General features: G+C 45.8%; 11 protein-coding genes and 1 pseudogene. 9 read left to right on the top strand and 3 right to left on the bottom strand.

The annotated features are described in order from the left end of the window. Positions 1 to 517: 517 nt before the first annotated feature. A complete protein-coding gene (locus tag F6K37_RS14965; RefSeq protein ID WP_287250983.1) occupies positions 518 to 5,326 on the bottom strand; it encodes a glutamate synthase-related protein in 4,809 nt (1,602 codons plus the stop codon). A gap of 839 nt (positions 5,327 to 6,165) precedes the next feature. Between F6K37_RS14965 and F6K37_RS14960 the strand changes: the two genes are divergently transcribed. The 5 genes from F6K37_RS14960 to rpsL all read left to right on the top strand — a co-directional run bounded on the left by F6K37_RS14960 (position 6,166) and on the right by rpsL (position 10,758). Further along, positions 6,166 to 6,363: a hypothetical protein gene (locus F6K37_RS14960; RefSeq protein ID WP_287250982.1), complete on the top strand. Its 198-nt coding sequence runs from the start codon at positions 6,166 to 6,168 to the stop codon at positions 6,361 to 6,363. 255 nt (positions 6,364 to 6,618) lie between these two features. Beyond that, positions 6,619 to 8,679: a phosphodiester glycosidase family protein gene (locus F6K37_RS14955; protein ID WP_008179634.1), complete on the top strand. Its 2,061-nt coding sequence runs from the start codon at positions 6,619 to 6,621 to the stop codon at positions 8,677 to 8,679. Between the two features lie 310 nt (positions 8,680 to 8,989). Next, positions 8,990 to 9,418 carry a phosphomannose isomerase type II C-terminal cupin domain gene (locus F6K37_RS14950; protein ID WP_008179636.1) on the top strand — a complete coding sequence of 143 codons (429 nt, stop codon included), beginning with the start codon at positions 8,990 to 8,992 and terminating at the stop codon, positions 9,416 to 9,418. A gap of 535 nt (positions 9,419 to 9,953) precedes the next feature. Beyond that, positions 9,954 to 10,298 carry a HesB/IscA family protein gene (locus tag F6K37_RS14945; protein WP_008179639.1) on the top strand — a complete coding sequence of 115 codons (345 nt, stop codon included), beginning with the start codon at positions 9,954 to 9,956 and terminating at the stop codon, positions 10,296 to 10,298. 88 nt (positions 10,299 to 10,386) lie between these two features. Continuing rightward, a complete protein-coding gene (rpsL, locus tag F6K37_RS14940) occupies positions 10,387 to 10,758 on the top strand; it encodes a 30S ribosomal protein S12 (protein WP_008179640.1) in 372 nt (123 codons plus the stop codon). On the opposite strand, the gene F6K37_RS14935 is transcribed toward rpsL, so the two are convergent. Then, the gene (locus F6K37_RS14935; protein ID WP_287250979.1) at positions 10,751 to 10,885 is read right to left on the bottom strand and encodes a hypothetical protein; all 135 of its coding nucleotides are present in this window, start codon (positions 10,883 to 10,885) and stop codon (positions 10,751 to 10,753) included. The two genes, rpsL and F6K37_RS14935, sit on opposite strands and share 8 nt — an antisense overlap. 201 nt (positions 10,886 to 11,086) lie before the next feature. Here F6K37_RS14935 and rpsG point away from each other — a divergent pair, with 201 nt between their 5' ends. The 4 genes from rpsG to rpsJ all read left to right on the top strand — a co-directional run bounded on the left by rpsG (position 11,087) and on the right by rpsJ (position 15,441). Then, complete coding sequence (gene rpsG, locus F6K37_RS14930; protein WP_008179641.1) at positions 11,087 to 11,557, top strand: 30S ribosomal protein S7; 471 nt, start codon at positions 11,087 to 11,089, stop codon at positions 11,555 to 11,557. 140 nt (positions 11,558 to 11,697) lie between these two features. Next, positions 11,698 to 13,773 carry an elongation factor G gene (fusA, locus tag F6K37_RS14925; RefSeq protein ID WP_071106975.1) on the top strand — a complete coding sequence of 692 codons (2,076 nt, stop codon included), beginning with the start codon at positions 11,698 to 11,700 and terminating at the stop codon, positions 13,771 to 13,773. Between the two features lie 22 nt (positions 13,774 to 13,795). Beyond that, a complete protein-coding gene (gene tuf / locus F6K37_RS14920; protein WP_008179643.1) occupies positions 13,796 to 15,025 on the top strand; it encodes an elongation factor Tu in 1,230 nt (409 codons plus the stop codon). A 98-nt stretch (positions 15,026 to 15,123) separates the two neighbouring features. Continuing rightward, positions 15,124 to 15,441: a 30S ribosomal protein S10 gene (gene rpsJ / locus F6K37_RS14915; protein ID WP_008179644.1), complete on the top strand. Its 318-nt coding sequence runs from the start codon at positions 15,124 to 15,126 to the stop codon at positions 15,439 to 15,441. Between the two features lie 147 nt (positions 15,442 to 15,588). On the opposite strand, the pseudogene F6K37_RS14910 reads toward rpsJ, so the two are convergent. After that, positions 15,589 to 16,170: pseudogene (locus F6K37_RS14910) on the bottom strand (NurA domain-containing protein); the annotation flags it as partial.

The raw sequence follows: 16,170 nt of genomic DNA, 5'->3' as shown, positions 1-16,170 counted from the left end.
GCTTTGGCCAATAGATTTAACGAATCATTTAGGACTGCTATAATTATTTTATAACATTTTTACACAGCCAGTTCGGTATAGCCAATTTAATTAGTTAAATTTTACTTAAATTCCAATTCTTTTGCGTCCTGTGCTGCAAGCCTACGCCAGACCTTAAGATTTACAGAAGGTAACTACGATATCCGATAAATTCATCAGTGACGAGTCTAATCACATTGGCTATTATGCTTACTGTATTGAAGAGTATATTAAGCGAGGCAATCGTGATTGGGTAAGGGAGATGATGATTCGTCGTCAAGCATCTGTGAATGAATTTTGCCTCGAAAAGATCGACCTAGAGCAGGTGAAAGGTTGAACGCGATCGCGTGGCCTAAAGGCCAAGATTCTTCACAGTTGAATCTTGACAGGTTGAAGGTTAAAGGTGATCAAACCAACCTTCAACCTTCTAACCTGCAACTTTTAACCCAAGCCAACCTAGAACCTTGGCCAATAGGCCACGCGATCGCGTTCAAGGTTTTTAGCCTACTGTCGAAGAAACTAACTCCCGTTCCTCTACCACATCAGGATTGGCTTGAGGAGTATCCGCCTCAGAAGGCGGTACCACTTGCCAGAATTTGGGCAGATATTCAGACCAGTTATCCAGAATCATCTGGGCTTTCGGGCTACCAGTCCGAGTGGCATGGTCTTGAATTAAGCCTTTCAACTGCTGCTCTCCAGCCGCTGAAATCAGCCGTTGAATCTTGACATCCTGGTTCACTTTGGCGGGAAAACTCTCCTCTTCATCTAGGAAGTAGGCTAAACCACCAGTCATACCAGCACCTACATTGCGTCCCACTTTCCCTAAGACTACAATTACACCACCGGTCATGTATTCACAGCAGTGATCACCAGCTGCCTCAATCACAGCACAGCCTTTAGAGTTGCGCACACCAAACCGCTCACCAGCACCGCCATGGGCAAATAAGGTTCCGCCAGTGGCACCGTAGAGGCAGGTGTTACCTACAATCACATTGTTAGCTGGGTCGTAGGTGGCATCAGCGGGTGGTTTGATAATAATTTCACCACCATGCATCCCTTTACCTACATAGTCATTGGCTTCACCAGTTAAAATCAGGGTCATACTAGGCAGGTTAAAGGCACCAAAGCTTTGACCCGCAGCCCCCTTGAAGTTGAGAGTAATGTTTCCATCGAAACCACTGTTACCATACTGCTTGGCAATTACTCCAGCAATTCGAGCCCCTACAGTACGGTCAGTGTTCACGATGTCCACATCTTTAGTCACAGACCCATGGTTTTGAATAGCATTCGTCAGGTCAGCGTCAGCCAGCAGTTGATCATCTAGCACTGGTCCGTTGCTGTGGACATCGTTATGGTTAAGCCAACTGCGGTCTGTGCGAGTATCAGGCAGCTGAGTCAGACAATCTAGATTCAGCATAGATGTCTTAGTCAACTCAAGGTCCTCCCGGACTTTGAGTAGATCAGCCCGACCAATGATATCCTTTAAGGAACGGTAACCTAGTTTGGCAAGAAGCGATCGCACTTCCTGAGCCACAAAGTAGAAGAAGTTGACAACATGGCCTGGAATCCCGCTAAAGCGCTGGCGCAGCCGTTCTTGCTGAGTAGCAACTCCTACAGGACATTGATTGGTATGGCAAATCCGTGCCATAATGCAGCCTTCAGCAATCATCGATACCGAACCGAAACCGAACTCTTGTCCTCCCATCAAGGCCGCCATCAGTACGTCCCAACCAGTTTTTAAGCCACCATCTACCCGCAGCAAAACGCGATCGCGTAGTTGGTTTTCCATCAAGATCCGATGTACTTCAGTTACTCCCAGTTCCCAAGGCACTCCAGCGTGCTTAATCGAACTCAGGGGAGATGCTCCAGTCCCGCCATCATGACCAGAAATTTGGATTACATCCGCATTCGCTTTAGCTACCCCAGCCGCAACAGTTCCAATCCCAATTTCTGCCACCAACTTCACAGATACCTTAGCTTGAGGGTTAATCTGATGCAAATCAAAAATCAGCTGCGCTAGGTCTTCAATCGAATAGATATCATGATGGGGTGGTGGGGAAATTAGGGTTACCCCTGGCTTAGAACGCCGCAGCTTAGCAATGTAGGGACTGACCTTCTTACCCGGTAACTGACCCCCTTCCCCTGGCTTAGCACCTTGAGCAATCTTAATTTCTAACTGCTTCCCACTCATCAGGTACTCTGGTGTTACTCCAAAACGACCAGATGCTACTTGCTTAACCGCAGAGGAAGCAACATCCCCATTACGTAATCCCTTTAAGTGAGGTAGAGTCTGAGAATGACCAGTCTGATCCACATCATTCAGAATGGTGAAGCGCACTGGGTCTTCACCCCCTTCACCACTGTTGGATTTACCGCCAATCCGGTTCATCGCAATAGCTAGAGTTTCATGAGCTTCTCGGGATAGAGAGCCTAGGGACATTGCGCCGGTACAGAAGCGCTTGACAATTTCCTCAACAGGTTCTACTTCCTCGATCTCAATAGTAGGTTGGTCGCTGTTGAAGTCCAACAAATCTCGTAGTGCAGTTGCTGGACGCTCTTCCAACAGTTTGCGATACACATCGTAGTGGTCGTAGGCTTCTTTGTTAGCTTCAAGGTTTGAAGGTTTAACCTGCAACTTGCTAACTTCCAACTCTTTGTGATGTTTCCCGTTGCCATTGTTAGAGGATTGGTCACGGACGAAAGCAGAAACCGCCTTGTGTAGGGCTTTAGCCATTTGAGGGCTGTTCATGTGATACTCGCCCCGAGGACGGTAATTGATAAAGCCAAAGTTTTCCAGTTTCTTAGCCGTCAGGGGGAAAGCCCGCTTGTGAAACTCCATCACTTCCTGAGCTAAATCAGCAATACTCAAACCTCCCAGCCGGGATGTAGTTCCCTTAAAGGCTAGTGCCAATAAATCCCCACCAATGCCAATAGCTTCAAAAATCTGAGCGCCATGGTAAGACGATAATAGGGAAATTCCCATCTTAGATAGGATTTTCAATAAACCTGCTTCTACCGCCTTGCGATAATTTTTCTGAGCTTGGTCTATGGTTAGGCTTTCCAGTTTCCCCTGGGCCATCAATTTTTGAGTTTTAGGATTAGCCCACCAATTCCGCACCGATTCCCAAGTCAAATACGGACAAACTGCTGATGCACCATAACCGATTAAGCAAGCATAGTGATGAGTACTCCAGCATTGAGCCGTTTCCACAATAATGGATGCCTTCATCCTTAATCCTTGAGAGATCAGGTGGTGGTGAACCGCACCTACAGCCAACATTGGTGGAATATAGGTGTAGTTTTCAGAAAGCCCTCCAGCAGTTTTATCACTCAAAATCAGAATCTTTTTGCCAGCCCTTACCGACTCAGCCGCTTGGTCACACAGACGACTCACAGCTACTTCTAGCCCCCCCGGACCAGTAGCAATTTCAAATAAAGTAGACAGTTCAGCCGTCTCAAACCCTGAGGCTTTCACCGCTGCCAACTCGGCCTCATTGAGTACTGGGGTTTCCAGCTTTAACAACTGGGCATACTCGGGCTTAGCTTCTAATATATTCCCTCGCTCACCCAGCTCTATACTCAACGACATCACCAAACTTTCCCGCAGAGGGTCAATAGGTGGGTTAGTGACCTGGGCAAAGCGTTGTTTGAAATAGTCATAGAGTAGTCGAGACTTATTGGAGAGTACCGCCAAGGGAATATCATCTCCCATACAGAAAGTAGGTTCTTTCCCCTGGGTGCTCATCGGCTGGATGATCATCTCCACATCCTCAGCAGTGTAGCCAAAAGCGGTCTGCTGACGCAGTAACTCAGCCGCATCTTGTTCAGGAGCCTCAGTAAAGGGTTGGGGTTCCAATTTTACACGATACTGCTTCAGCCACTGACCATAGGGTTGCTGAGCTGCCATCCGTTGCTTGATGTCCCAGTTTTTTAGAATTTCGTTGCTTTCCAGGTCAACAGCAATCATTTGCCCTGGTCCGAGTCTGCCCTTTTCCACAATCTCGGATTCTGGCAAGTCCACTACCCCCACTTCTGATGCCACCACCACATAGCCATCCCGGGTAATGCTATAACGAGCCGGTCGTAATCCATTTCGGTCTAGGCTGGCTCCCACTGTTTTCCCATCACTGAATACTAATAGCGCTGGACCATCCCAAGCTTCCTGAATTCCACTGTAGTATTCATAAAAATCAACAATTTCCGGATAGTTATCCAAATCCGGCTGATTTTGGTAAGCCTCCGGCACCATGATCATTAATCCTGCCAGAGGACTGCGTCCAGATTGCACCAGTAATTCAAATACATTATCTAAGATGGCTGAGTCACTGTTTTCTGGATTGATAATAGGCTTGATCTCATCTAAGGAGTTATTTGGTTTCAGGTTAGTTTCGGTTGCAGATTCAAGGTTATTTGCCTTCAACCCTTTTTCCCAAACCGGATGAGCCAAGTCAGCCTCTCGGGCGATCATCCAGTTGACATTGCCCAACAGAGTATTAATCTCACCATTATGTCCCAACAAGCGCATCGGTTGAGCGAGGGGCCACTTGGGCATAGTATTGGTGCTAAAGCGTCGATGATAGACAGCAAAACCACTCTGGTAATCAGGATTTTTTAAATCTAAATAAAACTCTCCAAGTACCGCTGAGCGCACCATGCCTTTGTAGACAATCGTGCGACTAGAAAAAGAGCAAAAATACCAATCCTCAGGCACTCGGATGGTACTCTGAGATTTTAGGGCCTTAGCAATGCGACAGCGAGTTTTGAACAGCAAACGCTCCAGTTCATCTCCTATCTCCCCTTCAGAGGCTACGATCAACTGTTCGATATGGGGTTGATTGGCTTTCGCTTGGATACCCAGGATCTCTGAACGTACTGGTACCACACGCCAGCCTAAAACCTTTAAGCCTTCTTGAGCGAGGACTTCCTCAACAATTGACTTACCTTGGCTAACCAACGTCTCATCCTGAGGCAAGAATACCATCCCAACTCCCAACTGCTCCGTAGGAGGCTGGTCAATTCCTTGTTCGGTCAACCATTTTTGCAACAGTTTCCAGGGAATAGCGGTCAATAAGCCTGCACCATCCCCTGAATCTTGGTCAGCACTACACCCCCCCCGGTGTTCTAAACAACCCAGTGCCACTAGAGCTTGTTCAATCAATTTATGGCTAGCTATACCCTGCCCAGAAGCAATAAAGCCAACCCCACAGGCATCTCGTTCCTCCACCAACCAACGTTGACCTGGATACGGTATCCTTTTGTGATAGTGTTGTAGATCTTCCTGGTTTTTCTGGTTATCGATATTATTCATCCAATTATTCACGGTGTTTAGTGATGCTTTCATTACAGACTGAGGACTATTAACCTAGTAGCAGTGACCTATAGACTGCTACTAGGCTGGAAAAATCAACAATGATTTACCATCAATGGTGAGCCAGAATTTGGTTGGGTCTAATCCCGAGTCCCTGGGTGGAAAAATCTATCAAGCTTTTTTTCCCTTAGAAACTCCTATCCTGAGTATCCAATGAAATCTGGTCAGCTGCTGACACAAAAGCTACATCCTCCGACACAGAGCAAGGGATGTAGTTAACCTGATCAGGTTTTACCAGTAGCAACACGCTTAGTGCTTCAACAAGGGCATGCAACTAACCACCTAGCTGATGACCAAAGTGACCAGGGTTCCCTGACGCTGGCATAAATCCTAGAAACTTACCTATATAGGTGGATAGTCATGATATAAGAAATAGGTTAGCGATAGCAATACCTAATTTCTCCATAAACCTACTGAAAATTTTACTCGGGAAGAAATTGGTGGATTTACCGTAGCAGTGATCAAGACCATTGAGCGAAACTCAAAATAGCTTTCTTAACGACTCTTTTGCACTGACAGGACTTGATGTTGTCACAGTAGCCTTCATCACAGTCTTAGTTTAGACCAGGTGGCATCTCCTCTCTAAATGCCTAGGTATTAGGCTCATGGTCTTAGGTCTTACAAAAGGGGGAGTTGAGGGCCTCCGTGCTTGACCCGGAGTGCTTCATAACTTTTTTAGAACCCACTTAGCCTAAATGCCTAGAGCGTTGCTCAATTTTTGAATGAATATAAGTAGAGTGGGCATCCTGCCCGCGCGAAAAGATATTGAAACTGGCAAGATGCCAGTTCCACGCAAGATGCCCATTCCACAGGTGCGACCCGTGGCGAATTTAATTCGCCAAGTAAGAGCGCACCTAAGCAAGATGCCCATTCCACAGGTGCGACCCAAGGCCGCGAGGGATTGCTCGCGGCCTTGGAGGCGCGCACCTACTCTTATAGCAGAAGTCAGAAGTCAGAAGTCAGAAGTCAGAAGTTAAACTCAAGCCAAACTGTAGTTTGAGACTTTTGTCATGTCCTAATTACCCTGGCGACTGCTATAAAATCATTCCATTATTAAGCAACGCCATGCCTAGAGCCTAAATGCCTAGAGCCTAGGTTAAGAGTATGTGAAATTAAACCTTCTCTATAGTTTTTGCTGACTGATTTAGGCTATGAAAGGTATGCTTTCAGCCAAATCAGTCCTTTGAGGAAACAGGCTACTAGCAGCAACCAATGCTCAATGGAACCCTTTGATGGTGACTAGAGTAACACCAAAGACCGGAATTGATACTACAAAAGTGTGGACTAAGATCTCCAAGCTAGCCATTACCCTCTTGCTCCTAATTCTATTCCCAGCATCCGTAGCTACGGCAAATAGGCGAGTTGGAGCAATTGAACCCTTAATCTTAAATAGCTTTAAAGAGTTACTTAACCAGTTGCCCCCAGCAGATGAAGAGACCCCTGTCCTCGTTCAAAGTTTATCCCAAACCACCCAGGAGAACATCCTAGTTTTAAAGGGGAAGAAACTATTGGAAGAGCTACCACCCATGCCTGATAACACCTTAGAGGTAGAGTTTTTCTCTGTCCCCCCCCAGGTGATCCGACAAGGGTTTCAAGTGTATTTAAATGGTCAGCGGATCAACTTACCTTGGCAGCAGTGGCTGGTCGGAACCTCAGTGCGCACTGGCATCAGTGATGTAGGAGCGATGCAAACTTTGGGCATAGAAATGCTCAATAGTAAAGATTTTACCAAGCAACCGATCCGGTGGTTTTCTAAACCCCGGAGTACATCAGTAGTTTTCCCCAGCCAAGTTAGTGGTGCTTATCGATATCTAGATATTACCGATTTTGCCAAAACAGCAGGTTGGCAGTTACAAGTTCACGGGGATAAGCTGTATATCTCTTCCATGCCAGCCAGGGTGAAGGCTATCCGCCAGGGACGTCAGCCTTGGGGTAATCGTATTGTTCTTGATTTAGACCGCCCAACCTTCTGGCAAGTCAATGACCGACGCACTGAAGGTGTGATTACAGTAGCTGCCTCAGCCGACCAGTCACTAGTCAAGGGTTTTAATGCTCTAGAGGGTGCCAAGATCCAAGGGCCTGAAGATGTAGCTCCCATTTCCGTGGGCGCTCCTATGGATAAACCGGTTATCCGCTTAGAAAGCCATCAGAACCAAACTAGGCTCAGGGTGGATTTCCCCAAAGGTAAACGTCTGCGAGTTTTCACCTTGCCTAACCCGTTTCGATTGGTGATTGATTTGCGACCCGATGCCATGGTCAAGAAAAATATTCTCTGGGCACCTGGCATCCAGTGGCGTCAGCAGTTGATTAGTCTCAAAGATACTAGTTTCCCAGTGGTGTGGCTGGAGGTTGACCCCAAATCTCACCACTTGCGCCTCAGACCGATTGGCAGTAATGCTACGACGCAAGTGGGAACAGCCCCACTAATTAAAGCTGCTCAGTGGTGGCAAGCATCTGCTGCAATTAATGCTGGCTTTTTCAACCGTAACAACCAATTGCCCTTAGGAGCAATTCGCCGTGATAGTCGGTGGTTATCCGGTCCAATTTTGAACCGGGGAGCGATCGCTTGGAATGATCGCGGTCACGTTAAACTCGGACGACTGAGCCTGACCGAAACCTTAGTTACCTCAAACCAGAAACGTTTGCCAGTACTATTCCTCAACAGTGGTTATGTCAAAGCTGGAATTGCCCGCTACACTCGCGCCTTTGGACCAACCTACACTCCCTTAATTGATCATGAAATCATCGTAGTTGTCCAGAACAACTCGGTCACCCATCTGTTGCCTGGAGGACTTGCCGGTCAGCAAGCCTTTCCTATCCCCCCCAATGGCTATCTAGTTACCCTGAGGGCCAACAGCACAGCCGTTCATGATCTTAGTATCGGTACCCAAGTGCGAATTGAGGGAAGTACCTTTCCCGCTGACTTCAATGGCTACCCCCATATTCTCGGTGGTGGACCACTGCTACTACAAGATAGGCTTATTGTTTTGGATGGCAAATCGGAACAATTTAGTGATGCCTTTATTCAGCAGTCTGCTCCACGCAGTGCTATTGGAAGCACTGCTAATGGCACATTGATTATTGCTGCTTTTCAGTATAGTCATACTGGACGTGGCCCAACATTAAGGGAAACAGCTCAGTTGATGCAGAAATTGGGAGCCATTAATGCCCTCAATCTTGACGGGGGTAGCTCAACTGGACTTTATCTAGGTGGTCAACTCCTAGATCGCTCTCCCTATACAGCAGCACCAGTTAACAACGGTCTGGGCATCTTTTTTACACCTGTTCCCTAATAGTTTAAGAAGTATTAAGTATTAAGTATGAAGGAATTATGAAGTGCTCATATTTATTAAGATTTTCCGAAATCACGAATCCCTTAACTATAGGTTTATTCAGCTTCCACTTAGGTCAAGATAACTATATAAGAGTGTAAAGAATTGATATAAATTCAGGGAATAGACTAATCTGACATTAAAAAAATAGTTATAGTTTGCTAGGTTTGGTTATAGTCAATTATCCTTGATTTTGTTTAAGCTAGAAATTAGTAACCGATTAGTCAACTTTACCAAAATCACTTAGCTAGACGTTTTCAGTAACAAAACCATGGTTCAGTCAAAAGAAATTTCTCAAGTTTCCGCAATTACCCTACAGTCATCCCGAGTAGCTGAAGGCGTTGCCGCTACCGAACTACGACCTTGGGGGTCATTCACTGTCTTAGAAGAAGGACGGGGATACAAAATCAAGCGCATTGAAGTCAAGCCGGGTCATCGCTTAAGTTTACAGATGCACTACCATAGGAGCGAACACTGGATTGTTGTCAGTGGTACAGCTAAAGTTCTTTGTGGCGATAAACAAGAAATTATTCATCAAAATCAATCAACCTATGTTCCCCAAGGCCATGCTCATCGACTAGAGAATCCTGGTGTTATTCCCCTCGTTTTAATTGAAGTTCAGAATGGAGAATACCTCGGAGAAGATGACATTATTCGTTTTGAAGATGACTATGCCCGTAGCAAAGCAGAAGACAAATAGATTGAGTCAAGTCGCTTGACCGTAGGTCACGCTATAGGCATTGCCGACGCTCCTTGAGGTGCGAACGCTCCAATTCAAAATTAAAAATTATTAATTCAAAATGACAATCAGTGGGGGCTTGTACCCGCCACTGATTGAAGACCACAACTCGCTTGACCGTAGGTCACGCTGCGCGAACGCTCCAATTCAAAGTTCAAAATTATTAATTCAAAATGATTCGGACAATTCTAGATTTTTAATTTTTAATTTTTAATTTTTAATTCCCCGGGGGGCTTGTACCCGGAATTAATTAATTCAAAATTTGTTCTAAACTTGATGCGTGAATTTTGAATTTTGAATTTTGAATTTTGAATTACCCAAAGGGCTCATTAGTTGTAAGTCTTTAGTTAGTAGTCATTAGTCATTAGTTATAAGTCTTTAGGATGCCCAAAAAAGCCTCTTGGCAGTGGCAAATTAAATGACTAATGATTAATGACTATTCCTTTTTGAGGTAACATTAGCTGGTGCTAGTTGTTGCGTATAGTTACTATCGTTAATGATTAAACTGAGTAAAGCTGCTGCGAGTGAGATTAGACGTGTACAGTCCAAGGGTCAAAAGCCAGAGGCCAAATTACGTCTAGGTGTGCGCCAGGGGGGGTGTGCTGATTTTTACTACACTATTGACTTTGAGCAAGTGATCAATTCTGAGGATCAGGTCTATGAGTGTGATGGCATCAGTGTCATAGTAGACCCGCAAAGCCTAAAAACTATCAATGGCTTAACTCTAGATTACTCAGAAGACCTCATGGGAGGAGGGTTTCGCTTCCATAACCCTAACGCTTCAGAAAGCTGCGACTGCGGTAATTCCTTTCGTGTAGACCCATCACAGGAGCCAGATTGACACCATAGTGTTATTATTGGTATAATTACCTTTGGTTTGTTTGTAGTTGATTAAGTTCAATCAACCAATGTTTATTAAGCCGTAACCCATGCCCACCATTCAGCAGCTCATTAGTAACGAGCGCTTCAAAGCTAAGAAGAAAACTAAGTCCCCAGCGCTGAAACAATGTCCCCAGCGCCGTGGTGTTTGTACTAGAGTCTTCACAACCACACCCAAAAAGCCGAACTCAGCCTTGCGAAAGGTGGCAAGGGTTCGTCTGACTTCAGGATTTGAAGTAACAGCTTATATTCCTGGTATTGGTCATAACCTACAAGAACACTCCGTCGTGATGATCAGAGGCGGTCGTGTTAAGGACTTACCTGGAGTGCGATATCACATTATTCGGGGTACCCTTGATACGGCAGGAGTTAAGGATCGGCGTCAAGGTCGTTCTAAGTATGGGACGAAGCGCCCTAAGTAAACTCACGAGCATTAACCCCTCTACAGTAAGAGACTTCCAGCAATAGAGTTGCTGTAATCTCACCCATGCCGATAAATAGCGCTTGGTCGTTGCCCAAGGAAAGATTCAATTCCTGAAGCCTAGGCATACTAGAAAGCTGCACTGATTAGCTTCTCGTACAACCTGTAAACAAAAACAGGATTTACAAGACCAACCATAAGCTAACTGTATAACCAAGGTTAATCGCACCAGGGTTAATCACACTAGGGTTAATCACAGGAGTGTATTTGTTTGCCTTGGTTAATTTTTAATAGTAAACTGTATTTTTGATTTTTTCTGAAGCTTACTTATGTCTCGTCGCTCAGTTGTTAAAAAGCGTCCTGTCCCCCCTGACCCAGTCTATAACAGTCGCCTGATTTGTATGTTGGGGTGTAGACTGATGCGTCATGGCAAGAAATCCCTTGCCTACCGAATTATCTATGACGCAATGAAAATCATTGAAGAAAGAACTGGAGCTGATCCCATAGAAACTTTTGAAAAAGCTGTGCGTAACCTGACGCCTCTAGTAGAAGTCAAGGCTCGCCGGGTTGGTGGGGCAACCTATCAGGTTCCTATGGAAGTAAAGGCTGAGCGAGGGACTACCCTAGCCCTACGCTGGCTGATTAAATTCTCCAGAAGTCGCTCCGGTCGGAGCATGGCTAGCAAATTGGCTAATGAGCTGATGGATGCTGCCAATGAAACCGGAAATGCTATTCGCAAGCGTGAAGAAACCCATAGAATGGCCGAGGCAAATAAAGCTTTTGCCCACTATCGGTACTAATTACCCTAAAAGTTCAGAACAAGAACCTGGTAGCCATAAGATAATGTCCACAAATGCCTAAAAAACTTAAAAAAAGTATAAAATTGTAAATAGATAGCTACCTGGTGAGGAAATGGTGGCACCAGATAAAGGAGGTAACCGTGGCACGCACCATCCCCCTTGAGAAAACACGCAATATCGGAATTGCAGCTCATATTGATGCGGGCAAAACAACAACAACTGAACGAATCCTGTTTTATTCCGGAATTGTTCACAAAATTGGTGAAGTCCATGAAGGTACAGCTGTAACTGATTGGATGGACCAAGAGCGGGAGCGGGGAATCACGATCACTGCTGCTGCGATTAGCACCAACTGGCGAGAGCATCGGATTAATATTATCGATACTCCCGGTCACGTTGACTTCACCATTGAAGTGGAACGCTCCATGCGGGTATTGGATGGTGTGATTGCTGTGTTTTGCTCCGTAGGTGGTGTCCAGCCTCAGTCTGAAACAGTCTGGCGGCAAGCAGACCGCTATCAGGTACCTCGAATTGCTTTTGTTAATAAAATGGACCGGACAGGAGCAAACTTCTTCAAGGTCTACGAGCAAGTTCGTGACCGATTGCGCTCCAATGCTGTTCCCATCCAAATCCCTATTGGCAGTGAAAAGGATTTTAGAGGAATTGTTGACTTGGTGCGGATGCGAGCCAAGATATACACCAATGACCTGGGAACTGACATCGAAGATACAGAAATTCCTGAAGAGGTCAAAGAGCAAGCCCAAGAATACCATGCCAAATTAGTGGAATCGGTGGCTGAAACTGACGAGGCGTTAATTGAGAAGTACCTTGAAGGAGAGGAAATCACGGCAGAGGAAATTCGTGAAGCCCTGCGCAAAGGAACCATTGAGGGCAGAATCGTTCCCATGCTGTGTGGCTCTGCATTCAAGAACAAAGGGGTTCAGCTGCTGTTGGATGCGGTTATTGATTACCTACCAGCTCCGATTGATGTTCCGCCAATTCAAGGTACTATGCCTAAGGGTGAAACCGTCGAGCGGGTGGCTGATGACGAAGCCCCTATGTCAGCTCTGGCATTTAAGATTATGGCAGACCCCTATGGTCGCCTAACTTTCCTACGGGTGTACTCTGGGGTACTGAAGAAGGGGAGCTATGTCCTCAACTCCACTAAGGATAAGAAGGAACGGATATCTCGCTTGATTGTATTGAAAGCTGATGACCGGATTGAAGTAGAGGAGTTGCGGGCTGGAGACTTGGGCGCTGCGGTTGGTTTGAAGCATACTATCACTGGGGATACTATTTGTGACGAAGAGTCTCCGATTATTTTGGAATCCCTCTTCATTCCAGAACCAGTGATCTCGGTGGCAGTAGAGCCAAAAACCAAGCAGGATATGGAGAAGCTATCCAAAGCCCTCCAAGCCCTATCTGAAGAAGACCCTACCTTCCGGGTCAGCATTGACCCAGAAACCAACCAAACCGTGATTGCGGGCATGGGTGAGCTGCACTTGGAAATCCTGGTAGACCGGATGCTGCGAGAGTTTAAGGTAGAAGCGAATGTGGGCGCTCCCCAGGTAGCCTATCGAGAGACGATTCGTAAATCAGTCCAGGCGGAAGGCAAATTTATCCGTCAAAGTGGCGGTAAAGGTCAGTATGGTCACGTTATTGTTGAATTGGAACCAGGAGATACTGGTAGTGGTTTTGAATTTGTCTCCAAGATCGTAGGTGGTTCTGTACCGAGAGAGTACATCTCTCCTGCTGAACAAGGGATGAAGGAAGCCTGTGAATCGGGAATTCTAGCAGGGTATCCAGTGATCGACGTGAAAGTTACCCTAGTAGATGGGTCTTATCACGACGTAGACTCTTCAGAAATGGCATTTAAGATTGCTGGTTCTATGGCCATGCGGAATGCTGTGATGAAGGCTGCGCCAGTACTCCTAGAGCCTATGATGAAAGTTGAGGTTGAAGTGCCCGAAGACTTCCTTGGGGATGTCATGGGTGACCTCAACTCCCGCCGTGGTCAAATTGAAGGTATGGGTTCTGAAGACGGCATTGCCAAAGTCACTGCTAAAGTTCCATTAGCAGAGATGTTTGGTTATGCTACGGATATCCGGTCTAAGACCCAAGGTCGGGGTATTTTCTCTATGGAGTTTAACACCTATGATGAAGTACCTCGCAATGTGGCAGAAGCCATCATTGCTAAGAATCAAGGGAACGCATAACAAAAAAAGGAACATGTAATTCATGGCACGCGAAAAGTTTGAAAGGAATAAACCCCACGTCAACATTGGCACGATTGGTCACGTAGACCACGGCAAGACTACCCTAACTGCTGCTATTACTATGACATTGGCGGCTCAAGGGAAGGCAAAAGCGAGGAACTACGAGGAAATTGATGCAGCTCCTGAGGAAAAAGCACGGGGGATTACCATCAATACTGCTCATGTAGAGTACGAAACCGAAAATCGCCACTATGCCCACGTAGATTGCCCAGGCCACGCTGACTATGTGAAAAACATGATCACGGGTGCGGCGCAAATGGATGGGGCAATTCTGGTGGTTTCTGCCGCTGACGGTGCCATGCCACAAACGAAAGAACATATCCTCCTAGCTCGGCAGGTGGGAGTTCCTAACATCGTGGTTTTCTTAAATAAGAAAGACCAAGTAGATGATGAAGAACTCCTAGAGCTAGTAGAACTGGAAATTCGGGAACTGTTGAGCGATTATGACTTTGACGGGGACAATATCCCGATTGTGGCTGGGTCAGCCTTAGAGGCTGTAAACGCCCTGACCGAGAATCCAAGCATTGCCAAAGGTGACAATGAGTGGACTGATCTGGTACTAGAACTGATGTCTAATGTAGACTCATACATTCCCACACCAGAGCGGGATGTGGATAAGCCATTCCTGATGGCAGTGGAAGATGTCTTCTCCATCACTGGTCGGGGAACTGTTGCCACCGGTCGAATCGAGCGGGGTAAAGTTAAAGTTGGTGAGACGGTAGAAATTATCGGGCTTAAAGAGACCCGTAACACCACCGTAACTGGTGTGGAAATGTTCCAGAAGACCCTAGACGAAGGGATGGCTGGAGACAATGTTGGGCTACTGCTGCGGGGTATCCAAAAAGAGAACATTGAGCGGGGTATGGTACTTGCCAAGCCCGGTTCAATCACCCCTCACACCAAGTTTGAATCTGAGGTATATGTCCTGAAGAAAGAAGAAGGTGGACGTCATACTCCCTTCTTCTCCGGCTATCGCCCTCAGTTCTATGTACGAACCACTGATGTGACTGGCACTATTGATGCCTTTACTGCTGACGATGGCTCTACAGCTGAGATGGTGATGCCAGGCGATCGCATCAAAATGACAGTGAGCCTGATCAACGCCATTGCGATTGAACAAGGAATGCGCTTTGCTATCCGTGAAGGTGGTCGCACCATCGGCTCAGGTGTGGTCAGCAAGATCCTCGAATAGCAGTACTCTACTATAGAGTAGGAGCAGGGAAGTTCTAGCTTCTCTGCTCTTTATTCATGTTTATTTACGCTAACAAAAGAACCTAGAAAATTAAAAAAATGGCAACTATTCAACAGCAGAAAATTCGGATTCGACTAAAAGCCTTTGATAGACGCTTGCTGGACACTTCCTGTGAGAAGATTGTAGATACAGCAAACCGGACAAATGCTACAGCTATTGGCCCGATTCCCTTACCCACTCGACGTCGTATTTACTGTGTTTTGCGATCGCCTCACGTTGATAAAGATTCTCGGGAACACTTTGAAACACGTACTCACCAACGGATTATTGATATTTATCAGCCTTCTTCAAAGACTATTGATGCTCTGATGAAATTGGATTTGCCTGCTGGAGTTGATATTGAAGTTAAGCTTTGAGCAAAATGGCTCCGGATCCTAGGATTAAATCCGACAGGATTAATCCCTAGTATAGGAGCCAACGCTTTTTAATCTTGCTGGTTTATCTTGATTTTGACTATAAACTAACGTGAGTTCGGTAGAGCCAGATTGATCGTCCTGATGAAATTATCTACTGATTGATTGATTAGCAAACTTTTGCAAAATGCGCTGACTGGGGTGAGCCGAGAGACTAACCAACTTATTGACTAGAGCCACAGGGAAAAGCGCAGAATCATACATATCACAGTGTAGAGCTTCAACGTTGGACAAAATCACCTGTAAATTCGGAAGATCATTAATGGTAGGATTTTCTTTCAGTTCTCGTACTGGAATTGAAACAACGTACATTTGTCCATTTCGAGCCTTAAAGATGACTTTATGACCATAGTTGGTACTTGAACCATATAGATCTTGAGAATTACGTGTTCGAGGAAGAATGTAGCGGTAAATATAATCATCAGTCGGGATGAGTATCTTACCAGGATCTAAATTCTGCTGAATTGCTTGAGCATGGTCTACAAAGGGTCCGCTCTTTTCCAAACCTGCTAATACGATGTCATGCTTATCTAGAAGCCAGTTAACCATGTCAAGCATTGGCTTATGTAATAAAGCAGTCTGACCAAAGTATCCCGTAGAACCGTCCTTAATAAAAAATACTTTCTTCAAAGCATCTGGTTGGTAGCGCAGGAGTTGGCGAATTATATGAAT

This window comes from Moorena sp. SIO4E2 (assembly GCF_010671945.1).
GTDB classification, from domain to species: domain Bacteria; phylum Cyanobacteriota; class Cyanobacteriia; order Cyanobacteriales; family Coleofasciculaceae; genus Moorena; species Moorena producens.
This window is presented reverse-complemented; position numbering and strand designations above follow the sequence as displayed.

What these genes read in the sequence shown, in the direction of transcription:
- rpsG (WP_008179641.1), top strand. Translation starts at nt 11,087, where the DNA reads ATGTCTCGTCGCTCAGTTGTTAAAAAGCGTCCTGTCCCCCCTGACCCA.
- rpsL (WP_008179640.1), top strand. Translation starts at nt 10,387, where the DNA reads ATGCCCACCATTCAGCAGCTCATTAGTAACGAGCGCTTCAAAGCTAAG.
- F6K37_RS14950 (WP_008179636.1), top strand. Translation starts at nt 8,990, where the DNA reads ATGGTTCAGTCAAAAGAAATTTCTCAAGTTTCCGCAATTACCCTACAG.
- F6K37_RS14945 (WP_008179639.1), top strand. Translation starts at nt 9,954, where the DNA reads ATGATTAAACTGAGTAAAGCTGCTGCGAGTGAGATTAGACGTGTACAG.
- F6K37_RS14965 (WP_287250983.1), bottom strand. Translation starts at nt 5,326, where the DNA reads ATGAATAATATCGATAACCAGAAAAACCAGGAAGATCTACAACACTAT.
- tuf (WP_008179643.1), top strand. Translation starts at nt 13,796, where the DNA reads ATGGCACGCGAAAAGTTTGAAAGGAATAAACCCCACGTCAACATTGGC.
- F6K37_RS14935 (WP_287250979.1), bottom strand. Translation starts at nt 10,885, where the DNA reads ATGCCTAGGCTTCAGGAATTGAATCTTTCCTTGGGCAACGACCAAGCG.
- F6K37_RS14955 (WP_008179634.1), top strand. Translation starts at nt 6,619, where the DNA reads ATGGTGACTAGAGTAACACCAAAGACCGGAATTGATACTACAAAAGTG.
- rpsJ (WP_008179644.1), top strand. Translation starts at nt 15,124, where the DNA reads ATGGCAACTATTCAACAGCAGAAAATTCGGATTCGACTAAAAGCCTTT.
- F6K37_RS14960 (WP_287250982.1), top strand. Translation starts at nt 6,166, where the DNA reads ATGCCAGTTCCACGCAAGATGCCCATTCCACAGGTGCGACCCGTGGCG.